This is a genomic window from Mycoplasmopsis agassizii (genome assembly GCF_002276225.1).
GTDB classification, from domain to species: Bacteria; Bacillota_I; Bacilli_A; order Mycoplasmatales; family Metamycoplasmataceae; genus Mycoplasmopsis_B; species Mycoplasmopsis_B agassizii_A.
Genome location: NZ_NQNY01000018.1, coordinates 1 through 21,301, shown reverse-complemented (window position 1 = coordinate 21,301; position 21,301 = coordinate 1). Strand labels below are relative to the sequence as shown.

Sequence of the window (21,301 nt, the reverse complement as noted above, 5' to 3'; positions counted from 1 at the left end):
GATTGAAAATGAATTTAAAAACCAAAAACCAAAAATTAAAAGATGTAAATTTTAAAGAAATTAAAATTAATACTAAATATGATGAACTAGTTATTCTAGATAATTTTGTTTCATTTAATCAATTATTAGGAACATCATTACTGATCACAAATATTTCTGATGAAAGTGATACAGTTAAAAATCTAAATGAAAAAATTAATGAAGCAATTTTTAAAAATAAGGACATTGTTTTTGAAAAGTTTGTAATTTCTTGATCAAGAAATTTACGCTTTAGTTTTAATAAATTATTTCCAACTTTAGATACTAAAGAATCAAGTAATTCAGAATCATTTAGTATGAAATCTTCAAGTAATAGTAATTTAGATAAATTATTAAAAATTATTAATTTACAAATCCAAAAGTACCTATTTACAGAAGAAAGATACATAGAAGTGATTAAAGGAATAATTGTCTTTTTATCTCCCGATACCAAAAGTTTAAAAATTGTTTTCGATAGAAATATTGTCAACTTGGAGGCCTAATGGATTTAAAAAAACATGTACAAAGATTAAAGAATTTTGATCAAGTACAAAAAATAGTATCGCTTAATCGTAACTTATCTTTAATTGAAATTAACTTACTACAAAAAAGAATTAGAAGTTCATTAAGCAATTCAGTTTTTGCAAAAATTATTATTCAAAAATTACATGATCTAAGAAATGTAAATTCAATTTATTTTTCAGAAGATAAAGACTTACTTTTTAATAAAAAGAAGCCGAAAAAAACTTTATGAATTTACTTAACTAACGTTCAAAAATACACTAAATCATTTTATGAAAGAACAGATAAAGTACTTGAAAAAAATCATGATATTCATGATTCATATATTTCATTAGGAATTGAATCTAGAGAAAAAATTCAATCTCTAAATTACAAATTAATTGCTTCATATGATGACTTTAGTACAAAAGACCTTTCAATTGAATTAAGTGAATTAATTCGTATTCAAATTGAAGAAGAAAAATTTGATGAAGTAAAAATGATAGTTAGTTCTAATAAATTAAAAGACTACACAGCACAACTTTATCCAATTAATAATTTTTATTTTAAATATCCAAAATCACAAATTGATTCACTACGTTCAAAAAATATTAATTTTGAAAAATTCCAAATTCTTCCTAACATAGATGAGTTCTTTAATTCAATTTTAAATTTCTATTTTCAAAGTACATTAGAAGCATTAATTGCTGAAGCATCTTTTATTAATTACAAAAATAAATTAATTGAAGAAAATAAACAACTTAAAAAAATTGATGAAGAAATTTTAAAAACAAAAATCAAAATCAATAAAGAAAAACGTGAGTTAGAAATTGAAGAAATAGTTATGATCACTCAAAATAATAAAAAGGAATTCCAGCGTGCAAAGTAGTTTAAATCAATCAAGCGTTTACAATCTTGAGTTAAAAATTCATAGCAATAAATCTAAATTTTTGAAATTAAGAAGACTTGAATATTATTCAGAAATCGAGCAAAAATGATTAGTGATCAAAAAGAATACAATTGCTAAATCAGACTTATTATTCTTGAAATTAACTTTATTAAATAATGAAGATATTTATTTATTTTTTGAAAAAAGTTTAATCATGAAAGAAGAATATAACATCACTGTTTTACTTAATGAGGAAGTTATATATTGAAAACAAGACACTAATTATTGTTCAAACGCAAAAGTTTTAACTGAACTTAAAGAATTAGAAAATCAGTTATTGCAATACTCTGCTTATCAAGATGAAGGTTTCAAACTTAAAGATAAGTTAGAAATTAGAAAGTTTAAAATTAAAAAACAAAAACTTTCTTACATTAAAAAATACTGTCTCGTAGAAAGGAATCTATAATGAGAAAAAAATCTAAATGAAAATATTTAGCTCTTGCTAGTGTAGTTCCTTTTATTGTTTTACCATTTGTTTCTTCAGCAGTTGGAGGAGGTAATACAGGTGGAACAGGTACAGGTACTGGCGATGGAACAACAGAAAAACCTGCCGAGAAAAAACCTATTAATGCTCGTGAGTTAAATCAAAATAAACAGTTTATAGGAAATGAAATTCCTAAAGCAATTGATGATATTGTGACAAGAGCAATTCAAGCAATTGATAGTGAAATTGCAACTTTAAAAGCTGATACTGAAATTGATGAAATTGAAAAAATCACTCGTTCTTTTTATATTTCAAAAGTAAAAGAGTTTTTGAATAATAATCTAGATAAGATTAAAGCAAATCCTCAAAACTTCGGTTTTATGTTAATTTACCCAAATGTTTTTGCAGATGGTTTAAGACTTAATTCAAACACATTGACATATGGAAATCGTACCTTACAAGGATTTTCAACGGGTCTAGGTCCTGCAAGTAACTACTCAAGCATTATTCCTGCAAGTGATATTAAGTTTGATTTAGCACTTGAAAATACTTTAAATTTAGAAGATTTTCAAAAGTTATGAACTGAGTATAAAGGTGAACTTGATAAAGGAAGTAATTCATTTTTATTAAATAATGAAGATCGCCCTACAATCGGTAAAGAACTTACTTTTGAAACTACGACAATTGATGGTAAAACCGTAATTGTGCCCAATGAACCTAAAGGTGTTGAAGGTGTTTCAACCTGAGATGAATATATCATCTCAAAAATCAAAACAAGATTTTTTGATTTTGATTTAGAACAAAATCTAAAACAAAACACTCCACAAAATCCACCTGTAATTGTTATACCACCTGTAAATGTATTTATCCCAGGGGTAGATTCACCTGATGTTCCTGCTGATTTAGAAATTATTGATATTCCTGATTTAAAACCAATTGCACGACCTGAATTTGCTAACTTATCACCACAAGATTTTGTTAGTCAATATAATTCAGCAACTAATGAACAAAAAGCAGAAATGCTATTCTTCAATAATCCATTAGTAGAACGTTTTACCTTAGTGGTTAATTCTATTGTGCTTGATAATGATGGTCAAGCTAATGCATCAGTTACCTTAACTGATACAGTGGGTGTAAGTACGGCGCGAGATTATCGAGAAACTGTTAAGTATTTAAATTTAAAAGACAATTCACTTGCTATTTATGAATATGCAGCTTCTAATTTTATGAAAAATATTTTTGAAAAGATTCATAACATTTTCACTGTTGATAAGAACTTAAAATTTGGTTTTGTAAATGGTTATGATCTATACAACAATCGAGCAATTATAATTGCTTATTATGCTTTAACAAAAATTTATTTTAGTGAGAAATTCACAAACTTTTCACAAGCATTAGTTAATGAATATGCACAAAAAGAATACACTGCATTTAACTTTGCACAGTTTAAAAATCGTTTAGAAAGTAACTTTTTAAGTTACTTAAAAAATTCTAAAATAGACACTAAGAGTTTAATAACTTACATTTCAGATATTGTTTCTTCAAAAGTAAAATATTTGGAAAATAATTATAAAAAAAATGTTGCCTCAGTACAAGAACTGCTTGTTACTTTAGATATTAAAGAAGAAGATATTAATCAATTATTTTCTTACTTAAAAGAGCAATCAGTTGCAATTCAAAATCTTGGTTGAAATACTAGTGCTAACGCAAGTTATTTATTAGATGAACTATTAAGATTATCAACTAATATTAAAGATTATATAGCACCTTTACAAATGCTTTATGATGCTGCAATGACTAAACCAACGCCAACTGAAACATTGCAAAAAGCAATCGCTGATTTTAAAAGTAAAGCAAGTGAAATTTCACAAACAAATAATAATGCAGTCTACACCTTTGCAGGTGTATCTGCAGGAGTGGTTGCCTTAATTGCAATCAGTATCTTATTAAAAATTAAATTCTTCAAGAGAAAAGGATAAAGATGATAAAAATTAAAGCAATCGCTGACTTTATAATAGAAGTGGAAGGGATCTACCCTTATCAAGAAGGTCAATTTTTTACTATAAAAAATAAACCTAACACTAGAGCCTATTTAATTACAGCAGAATATAACAAAGCCTATTTACTAGTCGATAGAGCTAATCAAAAATTAGTAATTGGTGATGAATTAGTGGAAACTAAAGAACTTCGTTATGTTAAAACTTCAAGAAGATTTTTCGGAAATATTATTAATATTGACGGACAAATTGTTCTACCTGAAGTTAAAAATGTCAATTTTGACATTCCAACAGCCACCGATATTTTCAGTACTCCTGAAAATATGGTAAAACGCCAACAACTAAATAAACAACTCTATACAGGAATTTTAGGAATTGATTTATTCACTCCTATTGGTCTAGGTCAACGTGAATTAATCGTTGGTGATCGTAAAACTGGAAAAACTCACGTTGTCTTAAATACTATTATTAATCAGGCAAAAAGTGGTGTTAAATGTATTTATGTAGCAATAGGTCAAAAAAGAGAAACAGTTTCATATGTTTATCAGGTTCTAAAAGCCCATAAAGCACTTGACTATACAATCATTGTTGATGCTCCTTCAACAAGCTCATATCAACAATTTCTAGCACCTTATATTGCAATGGCACATGCAGAAAACTTATCTTATACAGAAGATGTGTTAATCATTTTTGATGATTTAACACAACACGCAAATGTTTATCGTGAAATTTCCTTGCTAATTGATAAGCCAATTGGTAAAGAAGCTTTTCCTGCAGATGTTTTCTTTTTACACTCAAGATTACTTGAAAAATCAGGTCGTTTTATTGATAGAAAATCAATTACTTGTTTACCAATTGTTAAGACATTAAATAACGATTTAACAAGTTTAATTTCTTCAAATATTATTTCAATTACCGATGGTCAGATCGTACTTGATTCAGAATTATTTGCTCAAGGTAAAATGCCTGCTGTTAATTTTGACTTATCAGTTTCTCGTACAGGAACTGCTGTTCAGGAAAAACATATTTCTAAAATAGCATCACAAATTTCTAAAATTTACCTAGCATACAAAAAGCAAATTAGGCTAGCAAATTTAGATTATGATCTAAACCGTGAAACTGCAAATTTAATTTTTAAAGGTAAAGAAATTGAAAAAATGCTAATTCAAAAAGGCTTTGGTTCTTATAGTGATGAACTACTTTTAATCATGATTAAACTAACTTCATGAGGAATTTTACAACATGTTGATAACCCTGATGCTGCTAAGGATTTTATTTCATCAATGATCAAAACAGATAAATATGCTATTAGCATTTTCAAAAATTTAGCTTCAGGAGCTAACCTTGATGACAAACTAATTCGAAATTATTTTGCATCAGCTATTAATCAATATATTAAGTACTTAAAATTAGATAACTTCATCCCACTAGAAGTTGAATACATTAAATTTAATGATGCAGAATTAAACGCAATCATTAAGAATATAAGAAGGTTTTAATGATTGGAAAAATATCAAATATTTATACTAATGTTGTTGAAGTAAAATTCAACAACATCGAAGAGCACAAGTTTCATCTTGATCACATTTTAACAGGACATAACAAACAGTCTTTTTTACAAATTAAAAGAATTATTGATAAAAATACTGTGTTAGCGATCGTAATTGAAGCTAAGGAAAACTTCAAACTAGGTGAAGAAGTTGTTAATACGCAACGTGGTTTATTAGTACCTATTGGTGATGGTGCCAAAAACAATGTTTTTGACATTCGTGGTGTTAATTTAACAAAAAATCCTGCCCGTGGTGAATTAAAATACATTCAAATGAATTCAATTATTAAGGAAAATAAAAATCTAGTAGTTGAAAACAGAATCTTAGAAACAGGAATTAAAGTTATTGACTTTTTCATGCCAATTCTGCGTGGTTCTAAACTAGGAATTCTAGGTGGTGCAGGGGTTGGAAAAACTGTTTTAATGAAAGAAATTATTTTCAATTCAAGCAATAACCAAAACAATATTTCACCTATTTTCATAGGTAGTGGAGAGCGTTCACGTGAAGGTCTTGAATTATATGAAGAATTAATTCAATCAAACTTGATGAAAAATACAACTATGTTTATTTCGCAAATGAACGAAGCACCTGGTTCAAGAATGAACATTGTTCCTTTTGGAATTACTGCTGCAGAATATCTAAGAGACTATCAAAAAGAAAATGTTTTTCTTTTTATCGATAATATTTATCGTTTCATCCAAGGGGCTAATGAAGTTTCTGCTTCACTAGGAAAAAAACCTTCAATTGGTGGTTATCAATCAACTCTAGATACTGATGTATCTTTTGTAGAGGATCGTTTATACGCTAATAAAGAAGGATCAATCACTTCATTTCAAACAGTCTTTTTACCTATGGATGATTTAAGTGATCCTGCTGCTGTTTCCATCTTTGCCCACCTAGATGCTGCCTTAGTTTTATCTCGTGATAAAGTGGCTAAAAACATCTACCCTGCAGTCGATCCACTTTCTTCAAATTCAAGTAGTGTTAACCCAATGATTATTGGTGAAAGACATTTCAACGCTATTGTGGAAGCAAAAGCAATCTTGCAAAAATATAAAGAATTAGAAGATGTTATTCTAATTCTAGGGGTTGATGAACTTGATGAAGAAAGCCAAATCATCGTTGAAAAAGCTTTACAACTACAAAACTTCTTCACCCAAAGATTTTTCGTTGCTGAAACTTATACTAAAGAAAAAGGGGTTTTTGTTTCTTTAAATGATACAGTTGATTCAGTTATTGAAATTCTGCAAGGAAAACACGTAGGTAAAAATCCTGAATTATTTACCTTTATTGGTTCACTAACTAGAAAAAGATAGTAACGGTAATGGCAATGGTTCACTAGCAAAACCAAGAGAATTTGCTGCTAGAAAAACTTCAACTATGTCACTTGAAAGAATGAGTAATAAAACTCAAAGCAATCTAGCATTTGCTCGTGCAACAACTAGAACTGGTGAATTTTCAGTACCATCTTCAACTTCAAATACTGCTGAAATAAAGACACAACAAACTCAAGAAAAAAATTTGAGTGCTGCTTCAAATCCTAACCAAAACCGTTATCAAGGTTTAATTAGCCGTGCTCGTGCTGTAACTAAAAAAGATGAGAGTGAAAGCAAAACATCTAAAAAATAACTAAATAATTAAAATTATTTAAGCCTGTTTTCTTTTAAAAAAGAAACAGGTTTTTATTTTCTAAATAGCAAAATATTTTACTTCTTTAATGCCTATAAATAAACCCAATAATTTGAACAAATAATTATTTTTTATTTTATTTGTTAAAAACTAAAAATATTAATAATAAAACATAAAAAAGTGATAAGCATAAAAACGCTTTTATTGGCAGAAAAATTTAAATTATTAAATAGTAATTTTTTAATAAATACTTAAGCGTAAAATTCAAAATATTAAGTAGGTAAATAAACTAACTCTATTTAAATGTTAGGAGATCAAATATGAATCTAAGATCAAAAATTATTATTGCTTTATCAATAGCAACAGTTGCAGCAGTTGGTGGAACAACTGCAGGTTTAGTCGTTGGACTAAACCGACAAGAGGATAGTAAAACAGGTGTTAATTATAACTCACTAGCTAGTGTTAAAAAAATTGATTATAAAAAAGCACCTAGCGATCCTGAAGTAATCATGAAGGAAGTTAAACCCCCCGAAAAAATTGAAGACCCAAAACCTACGCCACCAGCACCTAAGCCTGAAGAAAAACCTGAACCAGAGCCAACTCCGATAGAAAAGAAGGAAGAACCTAAAAAAGAAGAAATTGAAGTTGCTCCAGAGCCTAAAAAAGAAGAAATTCCACCTTTACCTAAAGAGGTTGTGGCCGAAAAAAGTGTTAGTAAAGATAAACCTGAAAACCAGCCAGCTGCGACATCAGGAACTAGTACTTATAAATTATTGACTACTAAGGAATTAATCGAGCAACTGCGTGATCATGGTGAATCAGCTGCAAGAGTTAAAGACTTTAAAACAGTTGGTGGTGTCGGTACTAATTTAAGAAGATTTGGAAAAAATTCAACAGTTGCTAAACCTGATAAATTTGATTATGAATCCTTATCAGCAGGGAGTCAAGATTCAGCAATTGTGCTTGGTGCATTAATTAGAGATGGTGTTACTTTAGAAAATTTACCTACTTTAAAAGAGCCGATTTCACTTAAAGATCTAAATTCACTGCGTGAAAATAGTTTGCGTTATGTTGAAGGAACTAGAGTTTTAAAATTAGAACAAAAAGATCTAGATGAGTTATTAAAAGAATATAACGAAAACTTAAAACTTGAATTAGGTGATCTTATTAACGGCATCAGATTTTCTTTCAATGATGTTGAAAGACTAAATAAAAAATATGATGTTGAAGAAATCAAAGCAAAATATAAACGTGACTATAGATCATTAACTGAAGAAGAAAAAAATATTTTTTATGTTAATGAAAGAATTGAAAAATATGCTGCTGATCCTAATACGAGTTTCATTTTCCCAAGCATCAAGTCTTTCAAAGATATTAAACCTAAAAAATCATTTACTTCAGAAGAAATTACTCGTTTAGAAATGGGACAAGTTCCTAATTCATTCAAAGTAGATGGTCAATTTGGTTCAACTGCAACTAAAAGAGCAGCTTTTGTTAACGACGTTTTATTCAGAACTACCCAACAAAATATGAACAGATATTTCGGTTTTGCAAGTAATTGAGAAAGAACTGAAAACGATGTCATGAACCTTGAATTTAGAGCTTGAAAAGGTGAAGCCACAAATTCAGGTTATGAAAAAGCTGAACCAATAATAATTCCAGGTTTTGAAGATTCAGCACGTTTATTAGAATATAAAAACCTAAGTAACACAAACAAAGATAATAATCGTTACATTATCGAAATTTTTGCAGTGCAAAATTTAGACAGTGTAAACGCTCTAGTTACTGCTGCTAAAAAGTTAATGAAAAATCAAAAAGGTGCAGGAATTGCTATTAGAAATATCAACGCTTCTACTGGCGAAAAAGCCAAAAATGTAGTTAAAAATATGCCTAACTTTATTAAGTCATTAACTCTATTTTATGACTGAAATGACCCTGTAGTTGTACATGCTTTAATCGATAATCTTAACTTTAATACAACTGATAAAACGCTTGTTGAATTAAATCTTTATACAGATGTTTCAAGAAATATTAATCAACGTAATACAGCGGTTGAAAGAGCAACTTCTTTAACAAGAATTGACCCTAGAGTTTATCAGCGTGTTAATCCAGGTGCTTATGATTATAAATATAATGCAATCTTTTTAACTTTAGCAGTTGGAAAACCAACTACAAGAAGAGAAATTGGACAAATGATGCGTTATGTCTATGTAATTGCTAAAAATAGACGTGAATTCCAAGGATATTTTGGTGGTGATGGAGGCTATCCTGTTGAATGAGATTTTAGAGATGCAAATATGTATGAAATGAATAACATTGAAATTCCTAATATCCCTAACTTTAAAACCTTTAGAAAAGTTACTTTCTCATCTTTAATTAATGGTAAAGCAATTTACGATCTAACCAATTTAAAAATTGATAATACTGAAAAAGTAGAACTTAACTTCTTAAACCCAAATACAGGAATGCACTATGCAAATACTACACCATTAACTAGTCTAAAAACATTAACATTTAATACTTTAGTAGTAGTTGGTTCTTCGGGTCGTGGCACTTCTGCTGATGCAAGTACAATTTCAAATCACATGCTGCGCTCATATCAATATCTAAATGCAATCGATTTTAGAGATGAAACAGTTAACGGCGTATTGCATAAAACAGAAATGACTGAAGAAATTATTAAATCAATTACTTGACCATTTAACGTTAGAAAAATTATGTTACAAGGTAAAGAAATAACTGGCTTTAGTAAGTCAGCACAACAGTAAGGAATAACCATGAAATTTAAAAAGAAAAATTTAATCTGATCATTTGCACTTTCCACATTTGCAATTTCAGCAGCAACTTTAATTGCTTGTAGCCAACAAGAGACTCCTACTCCTAATCCAACACCAACACCACCAACAGAAAGCGACCCAGGCCAACCACCTGCAACAGACCCTGGGAAAGGAGCAGGCAACCCAGGAAGTGATAACCCTGGTGGACGTGGTGCAACTGACCCTATAGATCCTAATAGAGAAAAAATTGAAAATGAGCCAGGGCTTGATGACCTTCCAAAACTTTCTGATATTTTAAATGATCCTAAGTATAAAAGAACGCGTACTCATACTTCTAATTTAGCAGCTTTAGATACTGATATTACAGTTACAAGATATGCAAATTATAATGGTAATGGTGTACAAAATACAGCTAACAACAACCCTTTTGTTGAATATGGAACTGATGCATATAACATTATTAAGAATGATCATTATGAAACATTAGAGGATTATTCATTAAGAGTTTCAATCACTAATCCTGACAAAAAAGCAAAAGATGGTGGTCCTCTTTCAGTTATTGGATCTGCATGAATTCTTGATTTTATTAAAAAAGATGGCGAAGCCTATCCATTGACATGATTCTTTGGAAGTAATCTACACGTTTTTAAAGAAATGAGATTACCAATAAAAGCAGATGGCACTTATTCTACAACTCCAGGTCACACATTTAGCTTTTTACTTCCTAAAGATGAACAATGAAAGGAATTTGCTGAGTATAAAACACTAACAAATTATCCTGAATTATTCTTTAGTGGTCAGAACTTTTTAGGCGACAGAATTTCAATTAATGAACAAGTTGGTGCTCCTGATTACTTAAGAAAAGATATTATGAACTACAATAGTTTTAAAGATTATGCAAAAGACTTTGCTGTTGTAAAAGTTAAGTTTAAAGATGAAGCAGAAGCAAAAGCAATCACTAGAAATTTTGCAACAAAATACACAACACCAAAAATTAAATTTGATAAGAAAAGTATTTTAGAAAAAAGTGGAGATGAAATTGCTAGAGAAACTAAAATTTTTGCTCTAGGATATCCAGGAACATCAAGTAAACCAACAATCAATAAACGTGATAATGATGTTAACCCTAATACTGGTTCAAGTTATTCTTCACTAATAAGTGGCTATATGATTACTAATAATTATGGCGAAAAAATTCCGGGTGTTTACGACACAATGTACATAAATGGTGCAGGAAATTCTGTGGCACAATATACTGAAGAAAAAGATGGTAAAATACAGGAAATCGAATGACAAGGTAAAAAAGCCCACTTCCCACTTTCAATTGAAATAGGTAATATAGATTACGACCGTTTTGGATTAGGAATTGGAATTGATAATAATAATTTACCTCCAGGTGCTTCTGGATCATTAATCATTGACAACGACTACAAAGTGGTTGGTGTACAATGAGGTTATGATGGAACTAGCCAAACAGGTTTAATTGACCCACTTGTTTCAAGTGAATTAAAAAATCCTGATGGTACAAAAGTTTTCTATGACTATGATTTAATTCATGGTCGTGGAAGTGATCAAACTCGTTCTTATAAATCGCTTTTAACTGAACTACTTAAAAAAGATGAATATAAACAAAAAAATGCTAAATCATGATTATTAGGTAATGAAATTCAAACTTCATAATCTAGTTAACTAAACCTTCAAATATGAACTAACTTTGAATTGGTTCATATTTTTTTAACTTGATCACTTTTAAAAATTCTTAAGAATTTTAAAAGCAAAAACATTTTTTGCAAAAAAGATATAATAATGCTAACTTATAAGAAGTTAAAATAGATAATTAATTTTTGAACAGGAGCACTATATGTTTTTAAGCAAAAAAAAGATTTATTTATGCACTAACATCAGCTGCAACCGTAACATCTGCTTTAGCAATCAGTTGTTCAACAAATGGTGTTGAAAATAAAGAAGTTATGCCTTTAAATACTTTGATGCAAAAACAAACAATTGAAGGTCAACAAGAAATTGGCTTTTTAACTTTTATGCCTGAAGCAGTTGAAAAAGTTTATGGTAAAGTACTTTTTGAAGTTCAGCCTCAATTAATTGCAACTAATTTAGAACTTGATAAGTTTTTAACCGATTGAAATGATTCATTAATTAAGGTTTTTGACCAAGATCAAGATTTTGCTAAAACTCTTCATATTTCAAAGAAAAAACTAGTTGAAAATTTAAACCTATTTAAACAAGCTGTGCATGATAATTATAATGATGATTATTTTAAAAATAACATCATGGTAGTTGATTTTGGTGGACAAATTCAACCACGAGGTCGAGAAAGTTATTTTCCTTTTAAAGCCAATATGAAGATCAATAACTTATTAAGAATTAATAAAGAAGAAAATAAAATTGTCTTAACTTATTTAGAGTCGGAAAAACTAAATTATGATCTTGATTATGCACAAACTTATTCAGTTATTTATTTATTAAATCGTTCTGGATTCAATCTGAATGAAAATAATTATGAAATTGAAAAATGATTAGAAAAACCACTTGATGAGTTAAAACAAGTTAAGAAAATTAAGAAGACAGATGTCTCACAAAGATACTTAAATTATTATTCATATATTAGTCAGGATTTATCATTATTCGATAATGATAAAGATAGCATTTGAGAAAGAGGTGATGATGGAGTATCTTTTGCAACTACTATTGTTAAGTCAAAGTCTGAATTAGATAACTTATTAATTAAGCATATAAGTGTTTATAAAACTAAATATGAAAGAGAATTTCCGGATGAAGTTCTAAAAGCAATTAATCAGGACTTTGATGATCCATATTTTCAAGATAATGTTTTAGTTTTACTTTCAGGAAAATATTGAGCCCCTGATACAGATCTTTTTTCACATTACATTGAAAATTCTTATGACTTAAAACTTGAAAATAATAATTTAAACTTTACTATCTTTGTAGATCATACACCTGTACCAGTTCCTACTAGTTGTGTTTATCCTTTATGAAACTTATTATGAAAGAGTTAGCGATAGATATAGAAGAGGTATTGATGGAAACGGTCATGAATCTCATACACAGTTTTTTTAAACTAGCTAAAAGTTCAGTTGCTGATTTTAAAAAATTGAAATCAACAATCAAAATTATTGATAATACACCTAAAGATTATTTTAGAAAATGGCGTTAATTTTAAGCAGTGCGAGAGCACTGTTTTTTAATTTGTTTTGAATTAATTTATGTCATGCAGCGCAAAAATTTGAATTATAAAAAAATTATTTTTTTTAAAATATTTCACTATTTTTGCAAAAAGAATAATATATGGGTGTAGTTGTTCCAGATGACTACAAAAAAAATAAAAATGTTATTTTTTATCGTTGAAAATAGGTAAAAATAATCAAGTAGGAGTTTAATATGCCAAAGGCTATTTTAAGTGTTGCTAATATAGTTGGTGCATCTGTATTACCAGTACAAACTGTTTCAACAGTACAGACACAAAATGCAAAAGACCATTTAGAAAATTTTAAATTTGAAAATATATTTAAAATTGTAAGAAATGGTTACGACCATGATAATAGAGATTCAAAAATTAATGAGCCAGTTGAGGTTTTAGTCAGAATTAAAGATACTGTTGATTTTGATGAATATGAAAAAACTAAAGATATTAATAATATCAATAGTCAGTATAATTCACAAAATAGAAATTTCCTTAATTCCTTACAAATTGATCTATTTGATTTAGATTTTTTAACAATTAGTAAGACTACACCATATATTTCATTTGTTTTTAAAAACAGAAAAAATTTAGAAAAAAATTTATTGATTCTAGCTGATTCAGAAAATTCTGTTTCAATTAATTCCTATGAATCAAGAGAGTATTCAGAATTTAAAAAGGCTTCAAATAATACTCAAACGTATGTATCATATAAAGCCCCTTATATGGAATCAACATTTGAACAACAATTTAGAACAGTAGGTGCTGATAAGCAAAGGGAAAAAGACGCGTTGTCAGCAAAACTTAACAAAAATTTATATAACTCAAATATAAGAAAAATAAAGGTTGGCATTTATGAAGCAACAAGCTCAGTAGACACTAATAATTCTTTATTTGAAGGTAAAACAATACACTATTATGATAAATATGGGGCAAATGCAAAATATATCGAAAACGACAGACATTCAGACAGTGTTGCATCTATTATTGCAGGAAAAAATGGTATAGATAAATTAGTTGATGATATCTATAGCGTATATATGGCGGACGGTGATAAAGCAGTAACAGAAATAAATAAGAATGGTACTTTATTTGCTGAAATGATAGCTAGGTATGATTGACTAATATCTAATGGTGTAAAAGTTATAAACAATAGTTGAGGAAGAAATGTTAGTTTAAGCGATGCTAAAGCAAACCCTGATGGTTATGGATATGGCAACGAGAGCTATTATCTGGATTTTATAGCAAGAAAATACGGCATAATTAATGTTTTCGCAGCTGGAAACGAAAGAAAAAGAATTGTTGATAGTGTAATTACTATGGCTCATTTATCTCATAACAGTGTTGTTGTAGGATCTACAGATATCGATGGTAATGAATTAAGCAGTTTTTCAGATTATAGATCGTTTGATGAAAATATAATTACAAAACCACTCGTGGTTGCACCAGGTGAAAAATATTGATTAAAAAGTTATGATAAATATAATAACCCACAATATGGTTACGAACGTGGAACAAGTTTTTCAACTCCAATTGTTACGGGATTAATTACTATGCTTTTAAGAAATAATTATAATTTATTAGGTAATCCTGCTGCAATTTTAGCAATTTTAACTGCTGGTTCAAAAGAACTTGAAGGCTATGACGAAAAGCAATCGAATGGTTTAAATGAAAAAGTAGGTGCGGGTTTAGTAAACTATGAGTTAATGCAAAAAGCTGCAGATAATGTAAGATCAATATATGTAACAGAGAATAGTAGAGAACAAATATTTGATTTAAATTATCTTTCTAGGGGACAAAAATTATCGATTTCTACTGCATGACTATTTGATGCAGGATACTTAGGTTATGGAGAATCTGAACCAGTCAGACCTAAAGATTACTTTAAAAAACCAGACTGGATTAAAGAGTGAGGTTGATTAAATATAATTCCACTAGGTTTCACAGTATATTTTGGTAAGTTAGCTCTTTATGATCAAGATGTAAGAAACTGAGAACATGAAAAACAGGTTTATGACCAAAAAATAAGTGAATATAACAAAGTTCATTTTACAGCTGGTGACCCGAAACATAAGCCTTATTGAGAACACAAGGAAAATTTAGCAAGGGATTTTGGAACAAGCTGATACATTCCAACTGATATTGATTTATGACTTGAAAAGCTTAATGAATCTACTGGGAATTGAGAAAAAGTAGCTTATTCGTCATCAAATACTAGTAATGTTGAATTTGTTAGAATGAAAATAAAAGATAGTGGTAGATATAGAGCAGTTTTGCATCAATATGGAAAAACTAAGGGTCGTTCCTTAAGTGTGCAAGGTTCTTTAACTTATGTTATTTCATAAAAAAATATTATTTTCGCTTGCAACATTATCTATTATTACATCTGTTTCGATGGCAATTAGTTGTACAATAACAAATAATGATGAAACAAAATTTATTATAAACACAAATATGTTTACTCAAAAAGTAAGAAATAAGAATTTTAAATTTTTTCCGTTCAAATCAGAACTTATTTCTAAGATATATTCAGAAAAAATTGATGATTTAAAGCCCCTCTTAATTACTTCAAATTCTAAATTAAATTTTTTTTTGGACAAATGAAAAAAACATCTTTTTCAAAGTTATGATGAAGATCAAAAATTTGCTGATTCTTTGCATATTTCAAAAGAGAAATTAGTTAATGCTTTTAGCGCCTATGAAAAAACTGTACTTCAAAATTATGATGAACAATATTTTAAAGAAAACATTATGGTGGTTGATTTTGGAAATAAAATTCAGCCACTAGGATCATTATTGAATTCACCTGATGATAAAGATATTAGGATTAATAATTTGTACGATATTAGTACAGAAAACAACAAAATAATTTTAAAATATTGACATAATGACTTAGATAAATTAGTTAAAAAAGACTATTCTCAAGCATACGGAGTAATTTATTCTTTAAAAAAAATAGATTTTAATATTGAAAACGATAACTACACAATCGAAAAACAAAAGATTGACCATACTAAAGAAACATCAATTTCTGAAAGAATGTTGAATGAATATTCATCGATAAGCCAAGATTTATCAGCTTATGACGAAAACAAAAGCACTAACTGGATTACAAAAAATTACATTAATAAAGTACATTTCTCAACTATTACTCTAAAAAGTAAAGAAGAATTAAATACTTTATTAATAAATCATGCTGATTCATTTAAAAAAAATTTTCAGAAAGACTTCCCTCAAGAAGAACTTGAAAAAATTCAAAAAGATTTTAATGAACAATATTTTAACGATAATGTTTTAGTCCTGCTTTCAGCATACGATTGAAAAGGACATAATTTTCTTTTTGATAATAAAATAGAAAATTCTTTTGACATAAAATTAGAAAATAATAAAATAAATTTCACTATTTATACTTACAAAAACGAATCTAGTGTCCCTGGCTCTTATGACCCAATATCAGAGGACTTTGTTCATTACACTGTTACTGATTTAAAAATAAGACTCAAGAAAAATGTTTCTAGTGCTAGCCAAGGTTCAGATACCTTATTTTTTAAACTACCCAAAAGTTTAATTACTGATTTAGAAAATTTAAAATCAAATGTTGAATTAGTTGATCACTATAAAAATTTAACCACTATAATTTCTTAACTTTAACCAATAAAAAAACATACACTTTAAAAAACTAAAATTAAATAGTTTTTCAACTTAAAAATTTTCTAAAACAGCGTTTTTTACGCTGTTTTAGTCGTTTTAATAAGCATAAAAAGTGGTTTTTTAATCAAAAAAACCATAAAATTTTTTAATCATTTGTAATCTTTAAAGAGCCCGTATAATCATCTTAGAAAAGTTACAAATTTAATATTTAAAACACTTTAAGTAAGGATAAACTATGAAATTAAAAAGTAAGATAATTATTGCTCTTTCACTAGCAACAATAGCAGCGGTTGGTGGTACAACTGCTGGTTTAGTTGTTGGTTTAAATCGCCAAGAAGATAGTAAAACAGGTGTCGATTTTAACTCTTTAGCTAGTGTTAAAAAAATCGATTATAAAAAACCACCTAGTGATCCTGAAGTAAAGATGAAAGAAGTTAAACCTCCTGAAACACCAGAAGATCCTGTTGCTCCAACGCCGACACCAACCCCTGAGCCTGAACCAGAGAAAGAACCTGAAAAAACTATAGAAACTAAAGAGCCTGAGGTTGTGCAACTACAACCTGAACCCGAACCCGAAAAAGAAGTTGCCCCTTTACCAACTCCTACACCAGTTACTCCTAAAGTTGAAGAACCTAAAGATAATCCAGCAATTAATGTTAGTGGAACAAGCACTAATAAGGTATTAACTCAAGCAGAATTGATTGAGTTAATTACTGATAAAGGTGAATCAGCTGCTTTAGCAAAAGGTTATACTACTAAAGGTGGAGTAGGAACTAATAGAAGAAGAGAAGGTAAAAATTCAAGTGTTTCCCAGCCAGATAAATTTGATTATGAAGCATTATCAGCAGGAAGTCAAGATTCAGCTGTAGTTTTAGCAGCCTTAGTTAGAGCAGGAGTAACAATTGAAAATTTACCTACTTTAACTGAACCAGTTTCACTAGAAACTTTAAATAAATTAAGAGAAAACGCTTTACGTTTTACAGGTCAAAAAATCCTAAATTTAACTGAAGAAGATAAGAAAAAACTACTTGAAGAATTTAACGAAACTTTATGAATTTCAGTTGGAGACAATATCAATAAAGCTCGTGTAACTATGAATGATATTCAGTCTTTAAAAGAAAAAGCTAAAGCAGGAACTTTAACTGCTAGCGAAAAAAATGTCTATGATTCAGTTAAAGAACGGATTGAAAATGTTATTAAAAATAGACCTGGAACTTATAATTCATCAATTAAATCTTTTGAAGATGTTAAACCAAAAACATCATTTACAGCAGATGAAATTAAGATTTTAGAAACAGGACAACTACCTGATTCATTAAAACCGGATGGGTCTTTTGGAGGTACTTTCCAAAACCGCGCTCAATTTGTTAATGAAGTTCAATTCAACACAACTAGAGCAAATATGAGTCGTTTCTTAAAAATAGAATCTAATTGAGAACGTACATGAGATTCAATTATGGGTCTAGATTTTAAAGCTTGAAAAGGTGAAGGAACTAACTCAGGTTACAATAAAAGTAACCCAATACCTATCCCAGGTTATGATGGAATTGCTCATTTATTAGAGTATACAAATCTGCGTGATAGTAATGACAATGAAAAACGTTACATCATTGAAGTAACTCGTGTTGATAAGTTAGATTCAGTTAATAATTTAGTAAAAGAAGCGCAAAAACTAATGAAAAACCAATTTGGTTCTGGTCTAGCAATTAGAAACATTAACACTTCAAATATGGAAAAAGCAACTGAAACAGTTAAAAATATGCCAGGCTCAATCAAGTCATTAACCCTATTTTATGATAGTGATAACCCTAAAGCAATTCATGCTTTAATAGATAATCCTAACTTTAATACAAGTGATAAAACACTTGTAGAACTGAATGTTTATACAGATATTTCAACTAGAATTGATGATCGTAATACAGCAGTTGAAAGAACAACAACATTAACTAGAATCGATCCTAGAGTTTATCAGCGTGTTAATCCAACTGCTTATGATTATAAATATAACACCATTTTCTTAACCATGGGAATTGCTAAACCAACCACAAGAAGAGAAATTGGTGATATTATGCGTTATGTTTATGTAACTGCAAGAACACGCCGTGAATTCCAAGGTGAAATGGGTGGTATAGGAGGTTATCCTACAATGTGAGACTTTAGAGATGGCGGAAATATGTATGAATTCAATAACGTACAGATTCCAAACATCCCTAACTTCACAGCCTTTACAAAAGTTACTTTTAGTTCACTAATCAATGGAAAAGCAATCATGGATATGAGAAATATCCAGATTGATAACTCTGATAAAGTCCAATATGAAGTCGGTAGACCTAATGTAGGAATTTTCTACGCGAACACTACACCGATAGATGATCCTAATTCTCCTACAACTAATACCTTAGTAATTGTTGGAGCAGGTACTTCAAGCCGTGGGCTTGATGCAGACATTAAAACTGTTTCAAATCACATGGTGCGCTCATGACAATTTTTAAATGAAATTGACTTTAGTGATGTTAAATTAACAGATGGAACACTTGTAGAAAGCAAGATGACTGAAGCAAAAATTAAGTCAACTAACTGACCAGTTAATGTCAGAACTATTAAGTTAAATGGTAAAACTTATAAAAGAGAAACTGACTTTACAGCAACAACTAGATAAACTAAATTAAGGAAAATATATGAAAATCAAGTCTAAAAAATCTTGGCTATTTTTAGTAACCTCAATAACAGCAATAAGTGCAGCAACTTTTGCAATCGCTTGTTCAAATGCACAAACTGAAGATCCAAAACAGGTTGTCACCCCACCTACAACTGAGCAACCTAAAAAGGATGATAAAACTAACCAATCTATTGAAAAACCCCCTATTAATAAGGAAAATGAAACCTTAATAAATTCTGAAACTTCAGCAAATCCACTTTTTGATTTTGGACCTGATCCATTAGATATTACAGATATTAGTGGTATTTTACAAGAGCAAAAAGTTGAAAAAAAATTTCCTGATTCAGGTATAAAAGCTTTAGATACTGTAATCAGTAAATATCCTTTAGTTAATTACAATGGACGTGGTATTCAAGAATCAGGTAACAATAATCCCTTTACTAAATATAGTAGTGATCATTATAAAGAAATTCAAAATGAGCAATACGATACAGTTAAAGATTACACCTTCAGAATTAAAATTCAAGAACGACAAATGAACGTTAAAGGTGATGCTCCTGCAGAAACTTGAGGAACAATTTGAGTGCTTGATTACTTAAAAGAAAAAGATGGTAAGTATCCTCTTACATGATATTTTGGAACTAATTTACATGTGGCTGCACCCTTAAATCATCAATATGCAATTCAAGGTCAATCAGCTTTAGCAGCTCATGAAGCAGTTTTAATTCAAATTTCTGATACAGAAAATGTTAAATTAACTAACTATCCCACCATGTTTTATTCAGCACAAAACTTTTTAGGTGCTAATGATGAAGGAATTGAACTTAATGCGGCCCATGGTTCTTATTCTTATGGTGATTTATTTGACTATAAAAACTTAAAAAACTATGCCAAAGATTTTGCAGTTATCAAAGTTGAATTTAAAGATGAAGCTGAAGCTCGTAAAGTAACTAGAGATTTTGCTACTAATGAAAAATACCAAACTCCAAAATTGAAGTTTAATAAACGATCAATTTTGGAAACTAAAACAGGTGATGATTTAGCTAGTGAAAACGGTATTTATGTCTATGGTTATCCAGCTGCAGGTACATCAGGAGCAACAGTTAATATTAGAAGTAATATTGATTCGAGTGAAACTGCTTCAGGTTATTCAGTTTTAGTCAGAGACTATATGATCTATAATAACTATGGACAAAAACTTCCGGGAATCTATGACAACATGTATATCAATGGTGGATCGATTTATCAAACTGATGATAAATCGAACTACGGTAATACAGGTCGCAGTGTCAGATATCCTATTGACATGTGGCTATATGATCGTTATTACACCCGTTTTGGATTAACAATTGGAATTAACAATTCCAATTTAGGTCAGGGTTCATCAGGATCAATTGTAATTGATCGTGATTATAATGTAATCGGAGTCAATTGAGGTGGTGAAGACACTAGTCAATCAGGTTTAATTGATCCACTTGTCTCAAGTGAATATAAAAATAAAGATGGCAAAATCGTTTTCTATGAATACGATTTAATCCATGGTCGTGGTTCTAAACAAACTAGATCATATGCTTCAGAACTTAAAAAGTTACTTGCAAAAGAAGAGTATAAAGATAAAACTTCTTGATTATTAGGTGATGAAGTTAATCCTACTAATAGTGAAAATAAATAAGTAAATGAAAATCAGCAAAAATGAATTTGCTGATTTTTTATTTGAATATAATATGAAATCTTTATACTCGATTTATAAGTTGTTACTGACTTATATGTTTATTAAACGCCCAGATTATCGTTAAAGCTATCGCATCAGTATTGCCAAGTTGCTGTGATAGTAGTTGATAAATAACATAAGACTGGGGTAATAGCAAAAGTGCAGTTCGAAAGGCAGCACAATGAAAGAATATTTATTATTTAGATCTAAACTAATAA

15 protein-coding genes are annotated in these 21,301 nt (G+C 29.2%); all 15 read left to right on the top strand.

The window, feature by feature from the left end; genetic code table 4:
* The first annotated feature begins 8 nt into the window (after positions 1 to 8).
* The 15 genes from CJJ23_RS04595 (at position 9) to CJJ23_RS04530 (ending at position 21,044) form a co-directional block, all read left to right on the top strand.
* Complete coding sequence (locus tag CJJ23_RS04595) at positions 9 to 521, top strand: MSC_0623 family F1-like ATPase-associated protein (protein ID WP_095335172.1); 513 nt, start codon at positions 9 to 11, stop codon at positions 519 to 521.
* Positions 521 to 1,408: an MSC_0622 family F1-like ATPase gamma subunit gene (locus CJJ23_RS04590; protein ID WP_095335171.1), complete on the top strand. Its 888-nt coding sequence runs from the start codon at positions 521 to 523 to the stop codon at positions 1,406 to 1,408. Before CJJ23_RS04595 ends, CJJ23_RS04590 begins: the two co-directional genes overlap by 1 nt.
* A complete protein-coding gene (locus CJJ23_RS04585; RefSeq protein ID WP_095335170.1) occupies positions 1,398 to 1,874 on the top strand; it encodes an MSC_0621 family F1-like ATPase epsilon subunit in 477 nt (158 codons plus the stop codon). Before CJJ23_RS04590 ends, CJJ23_RS04585 begins: the two co-directional genes overlap by 11 nt.
* Positions 1,874 to 3,871, top strand: a complete 1,998-nt coding sequence (locus tag CJJ23_RS04580) for an MSC_0620 family F1-like ATPase-associated subunit (RefSeq protein ID WP_095335169.1) — start codon at positions 1,874 to 1,876, stop codon at positions 3,869 to 3,871. The genes CJJ23_RS04585 and CJJ23_RS04580 overlap by 1 nt, the downstream gene beginning before the upstream one ends.
* A gap of 2 nt (positions 3,872 to 3,873) precedes the next feature.
* On the top strand, positions 3,874 to 5,388 hold the full coding sequence (locus CJJ23_RS04575; RefSeq protein WP_095335168.1) for an MSC_0619 family F1-like ATPase alpha subunit: 1,515 nt from the start codon (positions 3,874 to 3,876) through the stop codon (positions 5,386 to 5,388).
* Positions 5,388 to 6,755, top strand: a complete 1,368-nt coding sequence (locus CJJ23_RS04570; protein WP_095335167.1) for an MSC_0618 family F1-like ATPase beta subunit — start codon at positions 5,388 to 5,390, stop codon at positions 6,753 to 6,755. The genes CJJ23_RS04575 and CJJ23_RS04570 overlap by 1 nt, the downstream gene beginning before the upstream one ends.
* 79 nt (positions 6,756 to 6,834) lie before the next feature.
* Positions 6,835 to 7,068 carry a hypothetical protein gene (locus CJJ23_RS04565; protein WP_180738039.1) on the top strand — a complete coding sequence of 78 codons (234 nt, stop codon included), beginning with the start codon at positions 6,835 to 6,837 and terminating at the stop codon, positions 7,066 to 7,068.
* A 320-nt stretch (positions 7,069 to 7,388) separates the two neighbouring features.
* Positions 7,389 to 9,836, top strand: coding sequence for a hypothetical protein (locus CJJ23_RS04560; protein WP_095335165.1), 2,448 nt, complete (start codon positions 7,389 to 7,391; stop codon positions 9,834 to 9,836).
* A gap of 9 nt (positions 9,837 to 9,845) precedes the next feature.
* On the top strand, positions 9,846 to 11,525 hold the full coding sequence (locus CJJ23_RS04555; RefSeq protein ID WP_095335164.1) for an MIP family Ig-specific serine endopeptidase: 1,680 nt from the start codon (positions 9,846 to 9,848) through the stop codon (positions 11,523 to 11,525).
* A 290-nt stretch (positions 11,526 to 11,815) separates the two neighbouring features.
* Complete coding sequence (locus tag CJJ23_RS04550) at positions 11,816 to 12,880, top strand: hypothetical protein (protein WP_095335163.1); 1,065 nt, start codon at positions 11,816 to 11,818, stop codon at positions 12,878 to 12,880.
* Between the two features lie 35 nt (positions 12,881 to 12,915).
* Positions 12,916 to 13,038: a hypothetical protein gene (locus tag CJJ23_RS05315; protein WP_272937919.1), complete on the top strand. Its 123-nt coding sequence runs from the start codon at positions 12,916 to 12,918 to the stop codon at positions 13,036 to 13,038.
* A 224-nt stretch (positions 13,039 to 13,262) separates the two neighbouring features.
* Positions 13,263 to 15,407: a S8 family peptidase gene (locus CJJ23_RS04545; protein WP_095335162.1), complete on the top strand. Its 2,145-nt coding sequence runs from the start codon at positions 13,263 to 13,265 to the stop codon at positions 15,405 to 15,407.
* Positions 15,394 to 16,707 (top strand): hypothetical protein, encoded by a 1,314-nt coding sequence (locus CJJ23_RS04540; RefSeq protein ID WP_095335161.1) that lies wholly within the window; start codon positions 15,394 to 15,396, stop codon positions 16,705 to 16,707. The genes CJJ23_RS04545 and CJJ23_RS04540 overlap by 14 nt, the downstream gene beginning before the upstream one ends.
* 241 nt (positions 16,708 to 16,948) lie before the next feature.
* On the top strand, positions 16,949 to 19,372 hold the full coding sequence (locus tag CJJ23_RS05090; RefSeq protein WP_180738038.1) for a hypothetical protein: 2,424 nt from the start codon (positions 16,949 to 16,951) through the stop codon (positions 19,370 to 19,372).
* A gap of 19 nt (positions 19,373 to 19,391) precedes the next feature.
* A complete protein-coding gene (locus tag CJJ23_RS04530; protein WP_095335160.1) occupies positions 19,392 to 21,044 on the top strand; it encodes an MIP family Ig-specific serine endopeptidase in 1,653 nt (550 codons plus the stop codon).
* Positions 21,045 to 21,301: the final 257 nt, after the last annotated feature.